At 66.8% G+C, this 18820-nt stretch carries 5 protein-coding genes (1 of these 5 running past the window's edge); all 5 read right to left on the reverse strand.

What is annotated here, in order from left to right:
* On the reverse strand, positions 1-16311 hold the 5' portion of the coding sequence (locus tag ABIA30_RS12065) for a non-ribosomal peptide synthase/polyketide synthase (protein ID WP_370065380.1). The gene continues 14676 nt to the left of window position 1, outside the view; only the first 16311 of its 30987 coding nucleotides appear in the window; it begins with the start codon at positions 16309-16311; its stop codon lies beyond the left edge, outside the window.
* Positions 16312-16340: 29 nt separating this feature from the next.
* Positions 16341-16565, reverse strand: coding sequence for an MbtH family protein (locus ABIA30_RS12070; protein WP_370065382.1), 225 nt, complete (start codon positions 16563-16565; stop codon positions 16341-16343).
* Positions 16566-17317: 752 nt separating this feature from the next.
* Positions 17318-17929 carry a recombination mediator RecR gene (recR, locus tag ABIA30_RS12075; RefSeq protein WP_370065384.1) on the reverse strand — a complete coding sequence of 204 codons (612 nt, stop codon included), beginning with the start codon at positions 17927-17929 and terminating at the stop codon, positions 17318-17320.
* 1 nt (position 17930) lies between these two features.
* Positions 17931-18248, reverse strand: a complete 318-nt coding sequence (locus ABIA30_RS12080; protein WP_370065386.1) for a YbaB/EbfC family nucleoid-associated protein — start codon at positions 18246-18248, stop codon at positions 17931-17933.
* 80 nt (positions 18249-18328) lie between these two features.
* Complete coding sequence (locus tag ABIA30_RS12085) at positions 18329-18766, reverse strand: SRPBCC family protein (RefSeq protein WP_370065388.1); 438 nt, start codon at positions 18764-18766, stop codon at positions 18329-18331.
* Positions 18767-18820 lie beyond the last annotated feature (54 nt).

Genomic DNA, 18820 nt, shown 5'->3' on the forward strand with positions numbered 1-18820 from the left:
TGCTTCGATGGTGGCCGCGTCGTATACGTCAGTGCGGTATTCCACGGTTCCGCCGATACTGGCCGGGGCACCGCCGGCGTCCCACAGCTCACCCAGGGACAGCGTCAGGTCCATGCGGGCGGTCTGGGTATCCACCGGCATGGGCGTGACCTGTAGATCCCCCAGGGCCACTGCAGGACTCGCGCCCTGCCCGGGCAGATTCTGCCAAGCCAGCATGACCTGCACCAGCGGGTGATGGGTCAGGCTACGGGTCGGGTTGAGGCGCTCAACCAGCACCTCGAACGGCACGTCCTGGTGCTCATAGGCGGCCAGACTGCGCTGCTGAACCTGGGCCAGCAGCTCGCTGAAGGTGGGGTCGCCCGCTACCTCGACGCGCAGCACCAGGGTGTTGACAAAGAATCCGACCAATTCGTCCAGGGCGGCTTCGCGCCGACCGGCGATCGGGAAGCCCACGGCCACATCGGAACTGGCGCTGATCATGGACAGCAAAGTGAGCAGTGCAGTTTGCACGACCATGAAGTTGGTGGCGTGGTGCTCCCTGGCCACCCGATCGATCTGCCGCTGCAGTTCTGCAGGCCACTGCACCGCGACGGTCGCGCCGCGCTGATCGGCCACCAGGGGGTAAGGCCGGTCGGTGGGCAGCGACACCCGCTCGGGCAGCCCGGCCAGGGCGTCCTGCCAGTACGTCACCTGCGCGGCAATGGGACTGTCGCCATCGTGCAGGTCACCGAATTGTGCGCGCTGCCAGAGCGTGTAGTCCACGTACTGCACCGGCAGCGCGGTCCACGACGGGGCCTGCCCCGCGCAACGCGCGGCATACGCCACGCCGAGATCCCGGGCCAACGGTGTGATCGACCAGCCGTCGGCGGCTATGTGATGCACCGCGGCGACCAGTACGTGTTCGTCCTCAGCGAGCCGGAAAAGTGTTGCCCGCAGCGGGATTTCGGTGGTCAGATCGAAGGCATGACGGGCCGCGGCATCGATCGCGACCTGCTGTCGGGCGGCGGGCCAATCGGTGACATCGATGCTCTCCCAGCCGAATTCGGCCCGCTCGGCGGGCATCACCAACTGCTGCGGCACTCCGTCCGGTGCAACAAACAGGGTGCGCAGGCTCTCGTGCCGGGCCACCACATCGGCCAGTGCCGCGCGGAGCGCATCGGCGTCGAGTGCGCCATCCAACCGCAACGCGGTCGACAAGTTGTAGACGGCCGACGGCCCCTGCAACTGTTCCAGGAACCACAACCGGTTCTGTGCGAACGACAGCGGAATCACTGCCGGGCGCGCAGCCGCCACCAGCGGTGCCAGCCGACCCGCGCCGACGCCGATCCGCGGGGCCAGTTGCGCGACCGTGGGCGCTTCGAAGATGGCGCGGACCGCCAGGTCGGTGTCCAGGGCGGCGTTGATGGCAGCGATCAGGCGCATGGCCGAAATGCTGTCGCCGCCGAGATCGAAGAACGAATCGTCGGTGCCGGCCCGTTCGAGCCCCAACACGTCGGCGTAGATGCCGGCCAGGATCTCTTCGACCGCACCAACCGGAGCCCGGTGGGAACCAGCGGAGTACTCGGGTGCGGGCAGAGCCCGGACATCCAGTTTTCCGTTGGCAGTCAAGGGAATCGCGTCAACCACCACGATTGCGGCCGGCACCATGTACGCCGGAAGGTCGGTGCCCAATACCGAACGCGCCACCGCCGGGTCGACTGCCCCGACGACATAGCCGACCAGGCGCTTGTCACCGGGACGATCCTCACGGGCCACGACCACGGCCTGTTGCACGCCCTCGATGGCGGCCAACGCCGTTTGTATTTCGCCGAGTTCGATGCGGTAGCCGCGGATCTTGACCTGTTCGTCGGCGCGGCCCCGGTAGCGCAACTGGCCGTCAGATCCCCAGCACACCAGGTCGCCGGTGCGGTACATCCGTTGTCCGGCACCACCGAATGGGCACGCCACGAACCGGGACGCACTCAGTCCGGGCCGGCCCACATATCCGGACGCCACCCCGGCACCGGCCACATAGAGCTCACCGACCACGCCCACCGGCACCGGCCGCAGCCGCTCGTCGAGAACGAACAGCGCCGCCTCGGCCACCGGCGAACCGATCGGCACCACGCCGGCCTCACCCGCGATCAGCGGTGCGCTGATCGCCACACACATCGTGGTCTCGGTCGGCCCGTAGGCGTTGACCATCGTCCCGCGGGACGCCCAGCGGTCCACCACCTCGGGCGGGCAAGCCTCCCCGACCACCACCAGCGCCGTCGACTCCAGGCCCATGGTGTCCAATGTCGCTGCAGCCGTGGGGGTTTGGGTCAGGACCGTGACGCCTTCAGCAGTCAGCACCGCATGGAGTTCCGGTGCCGAGCGGGCGTCGGGCACGATCGCGACCCGGCCGCCGGACAGCAGTGGCCCGAAGATCTCCCACACCGACACGTCGAACGCCAGCGAGTGGGCGTGGCTCCACACCCCGGCTGCCGGCAGACCCGCATCCAGCGATCCCAACAACTGGGTGACGTTGTGGTGGGTCACCGCAACACCCTTGGGCACACCGGTGGTGCCGGAGGTGTAGATCAGATAGGCGATGTCGTCCGGACGCACCACCGGAAGTGTTGCGACCGAACCAATTTCGAGCCTAGAGCCCAATTCGATAGTCGGCCCGCCGAAGCCCGTCAACAAGCCGGCGAATTCCGCGGTACTGATCGCCGCGACCGGAGCGGCGTCGGCCAGTACGAACTCGATACGGGCGGCCGGCACCGATGGATCGATCGGCACGTAGGCCGCGCCGGTCTTGAGCACCGCCAGAATCGCGACGATGGCGTCGGCCGACCGGCCCGACATCAGCGCCACGCGTTCTCCCGGTCGGGCGCCCCGCGCAATCAGCAAGTGTGCCAAGCGGTTCGATGCCTCGTCCAGCTCACGGTAGGTCATCGACCGGCCGCTACCGCTGACTGCGACCGCGTTCGGTGCCGCCACTACCTGGGTGGCGAACAGTTCCGGGACCGATATCGGTACCGCCGCCGGGGAAGCCAGTACCGCCCGGTTCCCGACCTCGTCGAGTCGGGCGTGCTCGGCGACGTCCAGCACGTCGATCGACGACAGCGCTCCGTCCGGATCGGCGGTGAGCGCGATCAGCACTTGTTCCAGTCGCCCGACCATCGCTGCAATGCTGGCCGCATCGAACACGTCGGTCCGGAACTCCACGTTGCCACCGATACCGGCAGGCTCGCCGTCGGTACCCCAGCGTTCGGCCAACGAAACCGACAGATCCATGCGCGCCGTCGTGGTGTCGACCGACAGCGGCGTGACGTCCAGGTCACCCAACACCAAACCGGTGTTCTGCCAGGGCAGATTCTGCCAACCGAGCACTACCTGAACCAGCGGATGGTGGGTCAGGCTGCGAGTCGGGTTCAGCCGCTCCACCAACACTTCGAACGGCACATCCTGGTGCTCGTAGGCCGCCAGGCTGTTGGTGCGCACCTGTGACAGCAGTTCGGCGACACTGGGGTCCCCGGCCAGATCCACCCGCAGCACCAGGGTGTTGACGAAGAAGCCGACCAGCTGGTCAAGGGCGGGGTCGCGCCGCCCGGCAATCAGGAAGCCAACGGCCACATCGGAACTCGCGCTGAGCCGGGACAGCAGGACCGCCAGTGCGGCCTGCACCACCATGAAACTGGTCGCATTGTGCTCGCGGGCGAGCCGCGCGATCCGCTGCTGCAACTCAGGCGACCAGTCCACCGTCACCGTCGCGCCGCGCTGATCGGCCACCGGCGGGTAAGGCCGATCGGTCGGTAGCTCGACGCGTTCGGGCATGCCTGCCAACGCATTCCGCCAGTAGGCCAGCTGCGCACTGACCCGGCTGTCGCAGTCGTCCAGTTCGCCCAGTTGCGCGCGCTGCCACAGCGTGTAGTCCACGTACTGCACCGGCAGCGGTGACCAGTCGGGGGCCTGACCACCGGAGCGGCCGGCGTATGCCACGCTCAGGTCGCCGACCAGCGGGGCGATCGACCAGCCGTCGGCGGCGATGTGGTGCACGACCGCGACCAGGACGTGCTCATCGTCGGACATTCGGAAGAGCTTGGCCCGCATCGGGGTTTCGCTGCCCAGGTCGAAGGCGTACTGCGTCACCGCAGCCACCGCCTCGCTCAGCCGGTCGGCCGGCCAGCCGGTGGCGTCGACCAACTCCCAGCCGAAATCGGCTTGCGCCGCCGGGATGACCACCTGCCGGGCCACACCGTTCGACGCGACGAACCGGGTGCGCAGGCTCTCGTGCCGGGCCACCAGGTCGCCCAGCGCCGCGCCCAGCGCCTCGACATCCAGTCGTCCGTGCAATTGCAGTGCCACCGGCATGTTGTAAACCGGTGACGGGCCCTGCAATTGGTCGACGAACCACAGCCGGTTCTGCGCGTAGGACAGCGGGATCTCAGCTGGGCGCTCCACTGCCACCAGCGGCGCCGACCGCTGAGCACCCTCCTCGATCCGCGGGGCCAACTGCGCCACCGTCGGTGCTTCGAACACCGTGCGCACCGGCAGTTCCACATCCAGCGCAGCATTGATCGCTGCGATCAGCCGCATCGTCGACAGCGAGTCGCCGCCCAGATCGAAGAACGAATCGTCGACGCCCACCCGCTCGACGCCGAGCAACTGCGCGTAGATCGCGGTCAGTGTCTGCTCAACCGCGCTGGACGGAGCCCGGTATCGAGCGGCGTCCTGGTAGTCCGGGGCGGGCAGGGCGCGAGTGTCGAGCTTGCCATTGACCGTCACCGGCAGCGCCGGCAGAGCGATCACCGCAGCCGGGACCATGTAGCCCGGCAGCGCCTTGGCCAGCGCGGCCCGGGCCTGGGCTGGGTCGGCCGCGCCGGTGATGTACCCCACCAGCCGTTTGTCGCCCGGCCGGTCCTCGCGAGCGATCACCGCGGCCTGTTCCACTCCGGGCAAGGCTGCCAAAGCCGAACGGACGTCGCCCAATTCGATGCGATAGCCGCGGACCTTCACCTGCTCGTCGGCCCGCCCGAAGTAGTCGAGCTGGCCATCGGGGCGCCAGGCCACGAGGTCTCCGGTGCGATACATGCGCGTGCCGGGCTCTCCGAACGGGCACGCCATGAATCGTGACGCGCTCAGCCCGGGTCGGCGCCAGTAGCCGATCCCGACGCCACGGCCCGCCAGGTACAACTCCCCGACCACGCCGGCCGGCACCGGACGCAACCACTCGTCCAGCACGAAGAACGCCGCACCCGCCGTCGGCGACCCGATCGGCGGCGACCCCGATCCCGCGGTCAACGGTGTGCTCTTGCACAGCCACATGGTCGTCTCGGTCGGCCCGTAGACGTTCACCATCACCGGACCTTGCTCCCCGCGTCCGCGGGAGGCCCAGCGATCCACCAGCTCCGGCGGGCAGGCTTCGGCGCCGATGACCAGATTCGCCGAGTCCAAACCGTCGGTATCCAATACCGCTGCAGCGGAAGGTGTTTGAGTCAAGACGGTGACGCGTTCACGCACCAGCAGGTCGTGGAAGTCCGTTGCCGACCGGGCCACTACGTCGGGCACGACCACCAAGCGGCCGCCGTGCAGCAGCGCGCCCCAGATCTCCCACACGGAGAAGTCGAAGGCATACGAGTGGAACTGCGTCCAGACCTGTCCAGGTGTCAGATCGATACCGATCTGAAGGCCGCTGAACAACTGGGTGACGTTGTGCTGCGTGACCGCAACGCCTTTGGGCATACCGGTGGTGCCGGAGGTGTAGATGATGTGGGCCATGTCGTCCGGGACCGGCCCCGGTGGGGAGGTACTGGGCTGACCGGCAACTGCGGGGTCATCGACCTCGACGACCCCGATACCGAACCCGTCGAAACGATCCACCAATGCACCGCTGGTGACGGCCGCGACAGGCGTGGCATCGCCGAGCATGAATTCGATCCGCGATGCGGGCAGCGCCGGATCGAACGGCAGGTAGGCCGCACCGGATTTCAGCACTGCCAGGATCGCCACGATCGCCTCGGCCGAGCGCGAGAACAGCAGCGCCACAACCTGTCCCGGACCGGCGCCGCGGTCGATTAGCAGGTGTGCCAACCGGTTCGAAGCCTCGTCCAGTTCCCGATAGGTCCATGATCGGTCCCCGCAGACCAGCGCCACCGCTTCGGGGGCCTCGGCCACCTGCGCGGCGAACAACTCAGGCACCGTCGTCTCCGTTGCCGGTTGGCTCAGCACCGCACGGTTGCCCCAGCGCTCCAGCCGAGCCTGTTCGGCTTCGTCGAGCAGGCTCACCGACGACATGCGCCGCGTCGGATCAGCGGTGAGCGCCAACAGCATTCGCCGCAGCCGTCCGATCAGTGCGTCGACGCCGCCGACATCGAAAACATCGGTGCGGAACTCGACCGTCACGTCGAGCCCGGCGGGCTCACCATCGTTGGCCCAGCGCTCGCCCAGCGAGAACGCCAGATCCATGCGAGCGGTCTGGGTGTCCACCGGCAACGGCGTCACCTGTAGATCGCCCAGCGCCAACCCAGCGGCGTCGCCGGCCTGCCAGGTGAAATTCTGCCAGCCCAACAACACCTGGACCACCGGGTGATGGGTCAGGCTGCGGGTCGGGTTCAATCGTTCGACCAACATCTCGAACGGCACGTCCTGATGCTCGTAGGCGGCCAGGCTGCGCCGGCGCACCTGGGCCAGCAGGTCGGCGAAACTCGGATCGCCGGTCACGTCGACCCGCAGCACCAGGGTGTTGACGAAGAAGCCGACCAGGTCGTCCAGCACGGCGTCACGCCGGCCGGCGATCGGGAACCCAACCGCCACATCGGAAGTGCCAGTGACCTTCGACAGCAGCGCCGCGAACGCAGCCTGGATCACCATGAAGCTGGTGGCGTTGTGCTCGCGTGCCACGCGGCGCACCTGCTGCTGCAGTTCCACCGGCCACGTCGCGCTCACCCGGGCGCCGCGGTGGTCGGCCACCGCCGGGTAAGGACGATCGGTGGGCAGGTCGAGCCGCTCGGGCAGACCGGCCAACGCCTCCTGCCAGTAATCCAGCTGCGCGGCGATCGGGCCGCTGCGGTCCTCGAGCTCGCCGAATTGCGTGCGCTGCCACAGCGTGTAGTCCACATACTGCACCGGCAGCGGCGCCCAACCGGGGGCCTGCCCTACATACCGGCTGGCATAGGCCAGGCCGAGATCGCGCACCAGCGGAGTGATCGACGAGCCGTCGGCGGCGATGTGGTGCACCACGACCACCAGCACGTGATTGTCGTCGGTCACCCGGAAAAGCTCGGCGTGGAAGGGGATCTGGGCAGCCAGGTCGAATGTGTAGCGGGCCGCAGCACTGATCGCCTCGTCCAGCCGGCCTGCCGGCCAGCCGCCGGCATCCACCGTGTTCCAACCGATGTCGGCCTGCTCGGCCGGGATGACCACCTGCCGCGGCGTGCCCTCAGGCGCATCGAATCGGGTGCGTAGGCTCTCATGCCGGGCCACCACATCGCCGAGCGCCGCGGCCAGCGCGTCCGCATTCAGCCGGCCACGCAGCCGCAGCGCCACCGCCAGGTTGTAGATGGCCGAGGGCCCCTGCAATTGGTCGAAGAACCACAGCCGGTTCTGGGCAAAAGACAGCGGAACCACCGCTGGGCGCTCCCCGGCCCGCAACGGGGCCAGCCGGCTCGCGTCGCCGCCGACCAGCGGCGCCAACAACGCGACCGTGGGCGCCTCGAATATCGTGCGCACCGAAAGGTCAACGTCCAGACTGGAATTGACAGAGGCGATCAGACGCATCGCAGACAGCGAATCGCCACCGAGGTCGAAGAACGAGTCGTCCACGCCAACCCGTTGCACGCCCAGCACCTGGGCGTAGATGTCGGCCAGGATCTCTTCGACCACGCCGGCCGGCGCCCGGTAGCCATCGGCATCGGAGTACTCGGGCGCGGGCAGCGCCTTGCGGTCCAGCTTGCCCGACGACGTCAGCGGCATCGCGTCGAGCACCACGATGTGCGGCGGGACCATGTAGTCGGGCAACCAGGCGGTCAGCCGCTGGCGTACAGCACCGATCTTGGTGCTGCTGTGCGGTTCGTTCGCGTGCACACCGCCCTGCGGGCCGGGCAGGTAGAGGTCGGTCAGCACGGCGTCATCAGGTGTGACGAACACGGCGTCGACCGTGCCCGGTACCCCGCCCCACGTCACGGCCACCCGGTAGCCGGCGGCTTCGCCGATATCGTGCAGTTGTTCTGTTGTGGTGTCGGTGATCTCGGCGGCCTCGGGGCCTTCCGAGCCGGCCAGTGCCTGCTCAAGTCGAACGTCGGTCATCACACCGGCGCGCGGAATGCCACTGACGCGCAAGCCATCCGGGCGCTCGTCGGCCAACCGGGCTTGCAGCCCCGCCATGCCCGACCATGCCCAGGTGGGCAGGTCGGCAGCCGAGCGCATCGCCGCGGGTGACTTGTGGATGATGACGTCGTAGCGGTACCGGCTCAGCTCGTTGTCGGCAGAGCCTCGCTTGACTCGGACGTCGAGTCCGAACGCACCCGCTCGACGGGCCGCCCAGGTGGTGAAAAAGTCTGGAGCCAAAAGCAATTCGGCCTCACCCAGGACAGCATGTTCGACCCGCTGGCGGATCACCGCAGCGTCGGTCGCAGCGGTATCGGTGCGACCGAGCACGATCGCGGTCTGGAATGCGTTCTGCAGACTGTGATTACGAACGTCACCGATGAACAGGGCGCCACCGGGCGCCAGGAGCGCCACCGCGTTGTCGATGACTTCGGTCAAGTACGCCGCGTTGGGGAAGTACTGGACGACGGAGTTCACGATGATGGTGTCGAAGTGTCCCCGCGTCAGCCCGCCGGTGATGTGCGCCGGACGGGCCAGCAATTCGACCCGGTCACGCCACGGAATCTGCAACTGCTGCAAAGAATCTGCCAGCTTGTCCACCGCTGCCGCAGAAACGTCGGTGGCGACATAGCTTTCGCAGTGCGGCGCGACCTGGGACAGGATCAGCCCGGAGCCCGCGCCGATCTCCAACACCCGCTGCGGCCGCAGTGCCATGATCCGATCCACCGTGGCCGCGCGCCACTGCCGCATCTCCTCCAGCGGAATGGGCTCGCCGGTGTAGCTGCTGTTCCAGCCACGGAAATCCGAACCGAACTCGGGCGCTTCACCTTCCGCGCTGTACAACTCGTCGTAGATGTCCTGCCACTCACCGACGATCTCCGCGTCGTGCTCGGTGTCGCGGTTGCCGTCGGTGGCGTGCTCGAAGGTGATGTAGCCGACCAATTGCGCGCCGGTGGTGCCGTAGTGCACGGTGGCTGCGGCCTGACTGACCTGGGGGCAAGCCAGCAGGGCACTCTCGATCTCGCCGAGTTCGATGCGTTGTCCGCGCAGCTTGATCTGGGTGTCGACGCGTCCCAGGTAGTCCAGCGTGCCATCCGGGCTCCACCGCGCCAGATCGCCGGTGCGGTACATACGTTCGCCTTGTGCACCATGGGGATTGGCGATGAACCGTTCGGCGGTCAGGGTCGCGCGGCCCACATAGCCATGTGCCAGCGCAGGGCCGGCCAGATACAGCTCGCCCACCACGCCTGCGGGCGCCGGGTTCAGTTGTGCATCCAGCACCAACGTCCGCACGCCCGGGAGCGGGGTGCCGATATTGACCGGTGCCGAGGGTAGCAACGGGGTGCCGCTGGCCCAGATCGTGGCCTCGCTGGGGCCATAGGCATTGAACATGCGGCGCCCGGGCGCCCAGGCATGGACCAGTTCATCCGGGCAGGCCTCGCCGCCGGTGATCAGTGTGGCCAGGTCGTCCAGCTTGGCGCGATCCAACGATGCCGCCACGGTCGGGGTGAGCAGTGCGGCACTGACCCGGTGTCGTTGCATCAACGCCGTCAGCGACTCGCCGGCGTACACATCCCGGGGCGCCACCACGAGCGCGGCCGCTGAACCCGTGGCCATCAGGATCTCGAACAGTGATGCGTCGAAGGTCGGCGCGGCCACCAGCAGTACCCGGTCGGCCGGCCCGAGGCCATACATGTTGCGTTGCGCCGCAGCGGCTCCCAGCAGGCCGGCGTGACCGACCGCCACGCCCTTCGGCTCGCCGGTCGATCCTGAGGTGAAGATGACGTAGGCGGTGTTCTGCGTCCCCAGGCCACGGTCGGTGATCGGTTCGGCGCTGTGACCGGACAGGTCCAGTCCATCGAGGCGCAACACCGGACGCGTCCCGGCTCCGGCCACCGACTCGGTACCACAGGTCAGCACACACGTCGCGGACACCGAATCCAGCACCGTGGCAATGCGTTCCACGGGATGCGTCCGATCCATCGGCACGTACACGCCGCCGGCCTTGAGCACCGCCCACCACGCCAGCACCATTTCGGCGCACCGGTCGGTGGCCACACCAACGGCTCTCTCCGGGCCGACTCCGGCTTCGATCAGCTTGCGAGCCAGGCGATTCGATGCCTCGTCGAGCTCGCGGTAGGTCAGGCTGCGCTCGTCGTCGATGACCGCCAGGGCATCGGGGGCGGCTGCCACGGCCACGGCCAACAGCTGCGGGCCGAGCCCGATCGGCGCACGTAATCCAGCACCGGACCACTGCTGCAGCTGGGCCTGCTCATCCGCCCCGAGCAGATTGATCGATGCCGGCCGCTGCGTCGGATCGGCGGTCATGGCCGCCAGCAGTCGATTCAATCGGCCGACGAGTGCCTCGATGCCGGCCTCGGTGAAGATATCGGTGTCGTATTCGACGTGCAGGCCGAGTTCGCTGCCCGGGAACGCCTCCACGGTCAGCGGGTAGTGGTTGAACTCGCGGTTGGCGAACTCAGCGATCGCCAAGTCGTCGACGCCCACCGACATGCCCGCCTCTATCGGGTAGTTCTCATACACGAAGAGCGTGTCGAAGAGCTGTTCGTGGCCCGCGATGCGATGAATCTCAGCCAGCGCCAGGTGTTGATGCTCGAGCGTGTCGTTGTGCGCGGCCTGCAGCTGCTCCAGCAGCCCGGTAACGGTAGTGGCCGAGGCGATGTCGGCACGCACAGGCACGGTGTTGATCAGCAGTCCGACCATCGCATCCGTGTCGGCCACGTCGAGTTGGCCCATCCGGGACCGGGCCGTACCGAAGGCCACATCCTGCTTGCCGGTCAACGAGGCCAGCAGCACTGCCCAGGCACCCTGCAGCACAGTGCTGACGGTGGTGTGGCACGAACGCGCCAGCTCTCCGAGCGCGTCGGTGGTCTGTTTCGATACCCGGAACGAGCCGAAGCCCCGACGGCCCAGGCGATCCTGTAGTCGCCCTGGTGGGCCGACCAAGGTGGGCGTGTCGAAGCCGGAGAGCACCTCACCCCAAGCCTCGCGTGCCGCGTCGAGGTCCCGATCCGCCAGCCAGGTGATGAATCTCCGATATGAGGCTGCTGCCGGCAGTCGCTGACCGGCGTAGCTGGTGAAGAACTCGCGCAACAGGATCGGCAACGACCAACCGTCGAGCACGATGTGATGATTGGTCAGGACAAACCGATGCCGATCCTCGGCTAGCCGAATCAGGATGGCACGGAAGGCCGGTTGTCCGTCGAGGTCGCATACGGCGGCGCGTTCGGCGGCGCAGAGCTGCTGGATCTCGTCATCGCCGAGCTCGCCGCTGGAGCCGAAATCGATGAACCGCCAGGCTATTGCCGGCTCGGCCTGGATGATCTGCACCGGCTCGTCGAACTGTCGGCAGAACTGCGCGGCCAGGTGCGGATGCCGGGCCACCACCGTCTGTACGGCTTCGCGCAACCGGTCCGGATCGAGTGCACCGGTCAGGGTGAAATCGAGCTGTACCGAATAGGTTTCGTCGACATCACCGCCCTCGTGCGCGGCGCTGGTGTGGAACAGCAGTCCTTGCTGCAACGGTGTCAGCGGCAGGATGTCGGCAATCCGATACTGCCGCTGCAACTCGTCGATCTGTTGTTGACTCAGGCGAGCCGGCGCGATGTCGGACGGCGTCAAACCTCCGCCGCCGTCTCGAACGTGTTCGCAGATACCTACCAACGCCTCAAACCACAACCGGCTCAGCCGGCCCAGTTGCTTGTGGTTGAACGCCGAGGTCGCCCAGGTCCAGTCGGCCTGCAGTTGCGGTCCGGCCTCGGTGTCGACTGTTCCGGCGTTCAGTTCCACCGTGTGCAGCAGCGGCAGGGGCGCGGCGGCGCCACCTGGCGACAGGCCATGGGGCCCGATCCGCCACAGCTTCTCGATACCCTCGATTACCGGGAAGCCCAGGCGCCCAAGGTAGTTGAATCCGATGCCCGGGTCGGCGCCGGACAGCTCGGCCTCGGGATTCAAGTAACGCAACAAGCCGTAGGTGAGACCGTCGGGCAACCCGCGAAGCTGCTCTTTGGCCTTCTTGATCACCGCACCCAGTGCCGCGTCGCCGGTGACCACCTGATCCCAGGACAGCTCACCGAGGGTCAGGGCCACGGGATACTTACTGGTGAACCAGCCCACCGTGCGCGACAGGTCGAGGTCGGCCAACTCTTCGTGCCGCCCGTGTCCCTCGACGTCGATGCCGATCGGTGCCGCACCCGTCCCCAGGAATTCGGCAACCGCCAGCGCGAAGCCGATCAACAGAATGTCTTGTACGCCAGCGTGAAACGCCGCCGGAACCTCTCCGAGCAAGGCCCGGGTGTGCTCGGCATCCAGCGTGACCGACCGCCGTCCCGCGGTGACGTAGGTATCCGCCTCGGGCTGTACCGCGGGCAACACGGACGGTACTGCCGCCACCTGCTGCCACGCCGGCATCAGCTGAAGCACGTCTGGGCGCTGGGCGTACTCGGTCAACAGCGAGGCCCACCGTTGGAACGAGGTGCCGGTCGCCGCCAGCTCCACCTCCTGGCCCGCTACAAGCTGACCCCAGGCAATATTGAGGTCTTCCAACAGGATTCGCCAGGAGACGCCATCGACGGCGAGGTGATGAATGATCAACACCAGGCTGTTGTCGGCCGTGGCCCACAGCGCTCTGAGCATCATCCCGGCTGCCGGGTCCAGCTGAGAACGCGCCGCCGCCACTGCCCCTTCGGTCAGCTGGTCGAGGATCTGAAGGCAGTCGCGGGCATCGATCGACGCTTCTGGCACCTGCAGCGACCACTGACCGGCGGTGTCGGCGCAAGCACGCAGCCGCAGCATCGGATGCCGATCCAGTAAGGCCTGCAACAAGATTGCCGCATCGGCCTCGGTGGCCCCGGCGGGGGCCTGAATCACCAGGGTCTGATTGAACTGATCGATCGGTCCGCTCACATCGCGCAACCAGCGCATGATCGGAGTGGCCACCACCGGGCCGATGCCCTCATCGACCACGCCGGTGACGTCGGCAGTTCCCACCACCGACGCCAAGCGCGCCACCGTCTGCTCGACGAACACATCGCGTGGCCGACAGGTCAGGCCGGCGGCACGTGCGCGGGCCGCGAACTGCATCGCCAGAATGCTGTCACCACCGAGTTCGAAGAACGACTCGTCGATGCCGATCCGCTCCAGCCCGAGCACGTCGGCGCAGATCCCGGCCAGGATCTCCTCGACCGGGTTGCCCGGGGCGCGGTACACGCCCGCGGAGTACTCGGGCGCGGGCAGTGCGCGGGTGTCGAGTTTGCCGCTGGTCGTCAGCGGCAGCTCGGGCAGCACCACCACCGCGGCCGGAACCAGGTAGCCCGGCAACCGTTCCGCCAGCGCCGCGCGCGCCTGGACCGGGTCGACGGTGCCGGTGACGTAGCCGACCAGTCGTTTGTCACCGGGACGGTCCTCGCGGGCGATCACCGCCGCCTGCGCCACTCCGTCGAGTCCGGCCAAAGCCGTTTGGACTTCGCCCAATTCGATGCGATAGCCGCGGATCTTGACCTGTTCATCGGCGCGCCCGACGTAGCGCAGCTGGCCGTCGGCGCCCCAGTACACCAGGTCGCCGGTGCGGTACATCCGTTGCCCGGGTGCCCCGAACGGGCAGGCCACGAATCGCGCTGCGGTCAGCGCGGTGCGGTGCAGGTAACCCACACCTAATCCGGCACCGGCCACATACAACTCACCGACCGCTCCCGGCGCCACCGGCTGTAGCCAGGCGTCGAGCACGAACAGTGCCGAGCCACCCGCCGGTGACCCGATCGGTGCCGCACCCCCACCGGCCGCCAGCGGCTTGCTGATGGCCACATAGATGGTGGTCTCGGTCGGGCCGTACGCGTTGACCATGACCCTGGCCGGCGCCCAGCGGTCGACCACCTCGGCCGGGCAGGCCTCGCCGCCCATCACCAACGCGGTCGATTCCAGTCCATGGCTATCCAACACCCCGATAGCAGAAGGGGTTTGGGTGATCACCGTGACTTCTTCGGCGACCAGCAGATCATGGAACTCGGTGGGCTCGCTCGCCACCGACTCAGGCACCACCACCAACCGGCCACCGCGCAACAGTGCCGAGAAGATCTCCCACACCGAGAAGTCGAAGGCGTAGGAATGCCAGTGCGACCATGCCTGTTCGGACGGCAAGCCGGCGTCCTGTGCCGCGATCAGCTGGGTCAGGTTCTGGTGCGAGATGGCCACGCCCTTGGGCGTACCTGTGGTGCCCGAGGTGTAGATGACATAGGCGATGTCGTCGGGGCTCGGTGCCGTCGGCGCGCTGCCAGGCGCAGCGACCGCAGGGTCATCGACATCGACGATCAGCCCGCCGAATCCGTCGAGCAGTCCGGTCAGGTCGGCGGTCGTGACGGCGGCGAACGGGTCGGCGTCGGTGAGCATGAAGTCGATCCGGGCCGGTGGCAGCGCCGGGTCGATGGGCAGATAGGCCGCCCCGGTCTTGAGCACCGCGAGGATCGTCACGATGGCCTCGGCGGACCGCGGCAGCAGCATCGCCACCCGCTGGCCCGGGCCGACACCGCGACCGACCAGCAGCTGCGCGAACCGGTCGGAGGCCTCGTCGAGTTCTCGGTAGGTCAGCGACCGGCCGTCACCGCTGATCGCCACCGCGTCCGGGGTGCTTGCGGCCTGCTGCGCGAACATCCCCGGGATCGAGACCTGCTCCGCGCCCTCTGAGGTCAGCGCCGACCAGTTGCCCAGCTTCGCCAACTGGTCCTGCTGCGGCGGGCCGAGCAGATCCAACGACGACAGCCGCCGATCTGGATCGGCAGTCATCACCGCCAGCACCCGATGCAACTGATCCGCCAGATCGACCACATCGGGTCGTCGGGGACCGAACGTGCTGACAGACAGCTCGTCACCGGTGCCGGAGAACGCCAGACCGGAGCCGCGGCCGAGGCCGGAGGTCATTTGCGCCGCCGCCGTGGCGCTGCCCAGCGGCACGGTGAATCCGGACGGGAGGAAATCGACCACCACCCGGTCGGCCACCGACCCCCGGACCTTGCGCTCCAGGGCCTGCACCGGAAAACGCTGATGCCGCACCGCTTCTCGGGTGCGTCTGTGGACGTGGCCGCAGAAATCGGCGACGGTGGATTCCGGCGAAACCTGCAGCACCAGCGGGACGACCCCGGCGATCATTGCCGGAAGGGTCTTCGACACCGGCAGCACGCGCCGGGTGACCGGCAGGTCGAGCACGACCTCATGGCCCGCGGCAGACCAGCCACGGACGATCAGCGCACAGGCCGCGATGAGCACCGTGGATCGACGGACGTCCCAGGCCTGGCACAACTGCTCGACCCGCGCCAGGATCGCCGGGTCGAGTTGGATCGGGTCAGACGAGATGTCGTCTTCGGCGTCTTCGGGCCGAAGATAGTCCGGGTCGGTCCCGGTCGGCAGATTTGCCGTCCAATACGCCTCGTCTTCGGCATATGACTCGGATAATTCATAGGCAGATTCGCACTCGAGCAGATCCTGCAATGAACCGAAATAAGACGGTTGGATCGCAGCGCCGGAAACAAATTCCGAATAAACCGACGCAATTCGCTGACACACCAAGGCCAGGCCGATTCCGTCGGCGACAATGTGGTGGCAGCAGACGAACAGATAGGACTCTTCGCGGCGGGCGCGGAACAACGTGAACCGCAGCAGCCGACCGTCCAGTGGCATCGGAGTGCGCTGAATCGACGCGGCCATCTCACGGACCGTCGCCTGCGGTTGGTCCGAGTCGCTGAGATCGACAACAGTGACATCGACGTCCGAGGCATCGAGCAGCCGTTGGTGTACCTGACCGGCGGACTCGAAAAAGGTGGCACGGACCGGCTCGGCTTCCGCTACGACATGGCGGATCGCCCATTGGAAGATATCGAAATCTACTGCACCGTCAATTTTTACAAAGATCCCGAGCTGCCACTCCGCCGCGGAGTGGCCAGTCTCCTGCGCCAGCCAGATGTCCAGCTGCGCACGCGTGACCGGTAATGCCGGATCGCCGAGTTTCATCCCCACCCTCAAGTTGCCGGACGAAGCGATCAGCCGCGCTGTCCCTCGGCCAACCTGTCACGCAGGCTCTTCGGCCTAATGTCAGCCCACTCGCGGTCGATGTAGTCAAGGCATGCGGCCCGGTCCGCTTCACCGAAGACCACCTGCCACCCGTCTGGAACCGCGGCAAAAGTCGGCCACAGACTGTGCTGTTCCTCCTCGTTGACCAGCACCAAAAAATTTGCGCTGTCGTCATCGAAAGGATTTGTAGTCACGTTGCCCTCCAAGAAAAAATTGACGCTTTTCAATCCCGGCCCGCCTGCTGGCCGGATGCTACCCGGCTGACTTGACCCGAAACCTTGGCGAACCCTGGCCGCGATGGCGACAACCTTCTGACCGCACCAAAAGACCGCCGACACCGAGAGAGTTCCCGATGCTAAGATCTAGCAAATCCAAAATTAACAAGGGCGACAATAACTTTCTCGGCTCGAACGTTCGGACTGACCGTAAGTGGGCTTAGGCGAAATTAATCTGACACCGTTACCGCAAGCTGTCAACAATCAACGCCGCCAACCATAAATCGTCGCCACTCCTGGCGCACAATCGGGCAAAAGTGGCGGCATTCACACACCTAATCCATAGCTTCAGGGCCAATTGCGGTGGCCAGCCCAGCTACCAGCACTAATGCAACAAATCTTGCTCCGCGCCGCTTTGTTCACATGTCACAGCCTTCACACCCGTCTATTTGCCCACACTGTCAACACGTCAGCTAAGCAATACGGCTTCGCCAAGTTGGCAAGGTGACGGTCGGCCAGGCGAGCGGCCAACCGGCGCAAGAGCTTTGCTCTGTCAGATAGAAAGCTGCCGCCCGCCGAACAGCGGACGGCCGACGGCGCGACGGCCCCCGCCGGATCGTCGCCCAGCAGCCGGTCCGATGGCGGACCACCGATATTCCAAACCGCAGAAATTGCATTCTGCGGAGCACACGCCAGCAACCTCAGCCGACAAATACCGAGGTCAAACTAATTCAGACCATGGCGCGGCGCCCGGCCAGCGCCCGGCCCAGAGTCAATTCGTCGGCGAATTCCAGATCGCCGCCCATCGGAAGTCCCGAAGCAATGCGCGTCACGGTCAGCCCCGGGATATCGCGCAGCATCCGCACCAAATAGGTGGCCGTGGCCTCGCCCTCGGTGTTCGGGTCGGTCGCGATGATCACCTCGGCGATATCGACACCGTCGACCCGCTCGCCAATCCTGTTGAGCAACTCGCGAATTCGCAGCTGCTCCGGGCCGACGCCGGACAACGGGTCCAGCGCTCCGCCGAGCACGTGATAGCGCCCGCGGAACTCCCGGGTGCGCTCCACGGCCTGCACATCTTTGGGTTCCTCCACGACACACACCAGCGTGCCGTCACGGCGGGAATCACTGCAGATTCGACAGCGGTCCTCGTCAGACACGTTGCCGCACACCACACAGAACTTGACCCCGTCGCGCACCCGGTTCAGCACTGCGGTGAGCCGGTCGATATCCGGCGGCTCCACGGAAAGAAGATGAAAAGCTATGCGTTGCGCGCTTTTTGGACCGATGCCCGGCAACTTGCCGAGCTCGTCGATCAGATCCTGAACGGGTCCTTCAAACACATCAGAACCCCGGCAGACCGCCGGCCAGCGGGCCCAACTGTTGCTGCGCCATCACGCCGACCTTCAAGGACGCGTCGACGAGCGCACCGACGATCAGGTCCTGCAGCGTCTCGACATCCGACGGGTCGACGACCTGCGGATCGATCGTCACCGCGGTCACCCCGCCGTTGCCGGTCATGGTGACCTTGACCAGGCCGCCACCGGCCTGGCCGACCACCTCGGCCGCTGCCAGCGCCGCCTGGGCCTCCATCAACTGCTGCTGCATCTGCTGCGCCTGAGCGAGCAGCGCGGACACATCTGGCTGGCCACCGGGCTGCATGTCGATCCCCTTAAGTCGATTGATTGCGCCAGCCTAGTCGGCCCACCCATCGGGCAGGCCGACCCGGCTGCGTGTCGAGCTCAGCCTTCGATTGTCTTCTTCAGGTTCGCCAACACCTCGTCCTGAATCTTGCGCAGGCCCAGCGGCGCGAAGGTCTTCTCGAAGAAGCCGCCAACGCCACCGGCGCCCTGCCACGCGGTCTTGACCGTCACGGAGGAACCGGGGCCGGCCGGCGCGACGGTCCAGGTGGTCACCATCGAGGAGTTGGCATCCTTCTCGATGACGCTGTGTCCGGCCACGTCGACTGTTGCCTTCACGTCGCGGCTGCGCTTCTTGGTGGCCTGCAGCTTCCAGGTCGCCACAGTGCCGGCGCCCTGGCCGCCTTCGAGCACCTGGTAACCGCTGTAGTTGGCCGAGAGGATCTTCGGCCGCACGCCCTGGTAATCGGCAACTGCTGCCAGCACCTTCTCAGGCTCGGCGTTGATCAAAACCGTGCTCGACGCACTGACCTGTCCCATCAGGCAAAACTCCTGTTCACGTGGCATTCATAACGGGCTTGCGCGTAGGTCTCG

Origin of the sequence: Mycobacterium sp. MAA66, assembly GCF_041261665.1 — a bacterium.
In the GTDB taxonomy this organism is placed as follows: Bacteria; Actinomycetota; Actinomycetes; order Mycobacteriales; family Mycobacteriaceae; genus Mycobacterium.

Coding starts and splice junctions, on each gene's coding strand:
- ABIA30_RS12080 (WP_370065386.1), bottom strand. CDS start 18,248: ATGCAGCCCGGTGGCCAGCCAGATGTGTCCGCGCTGCTCGCTCAGGCG.
- ABIA30_RS12085 (WP_370065388.1), bottom strand. CDS start 18,766: ATGGGACAGGTCAGTGCGTCGAGCACGGTTTTGATCAACGCCGAGCCT.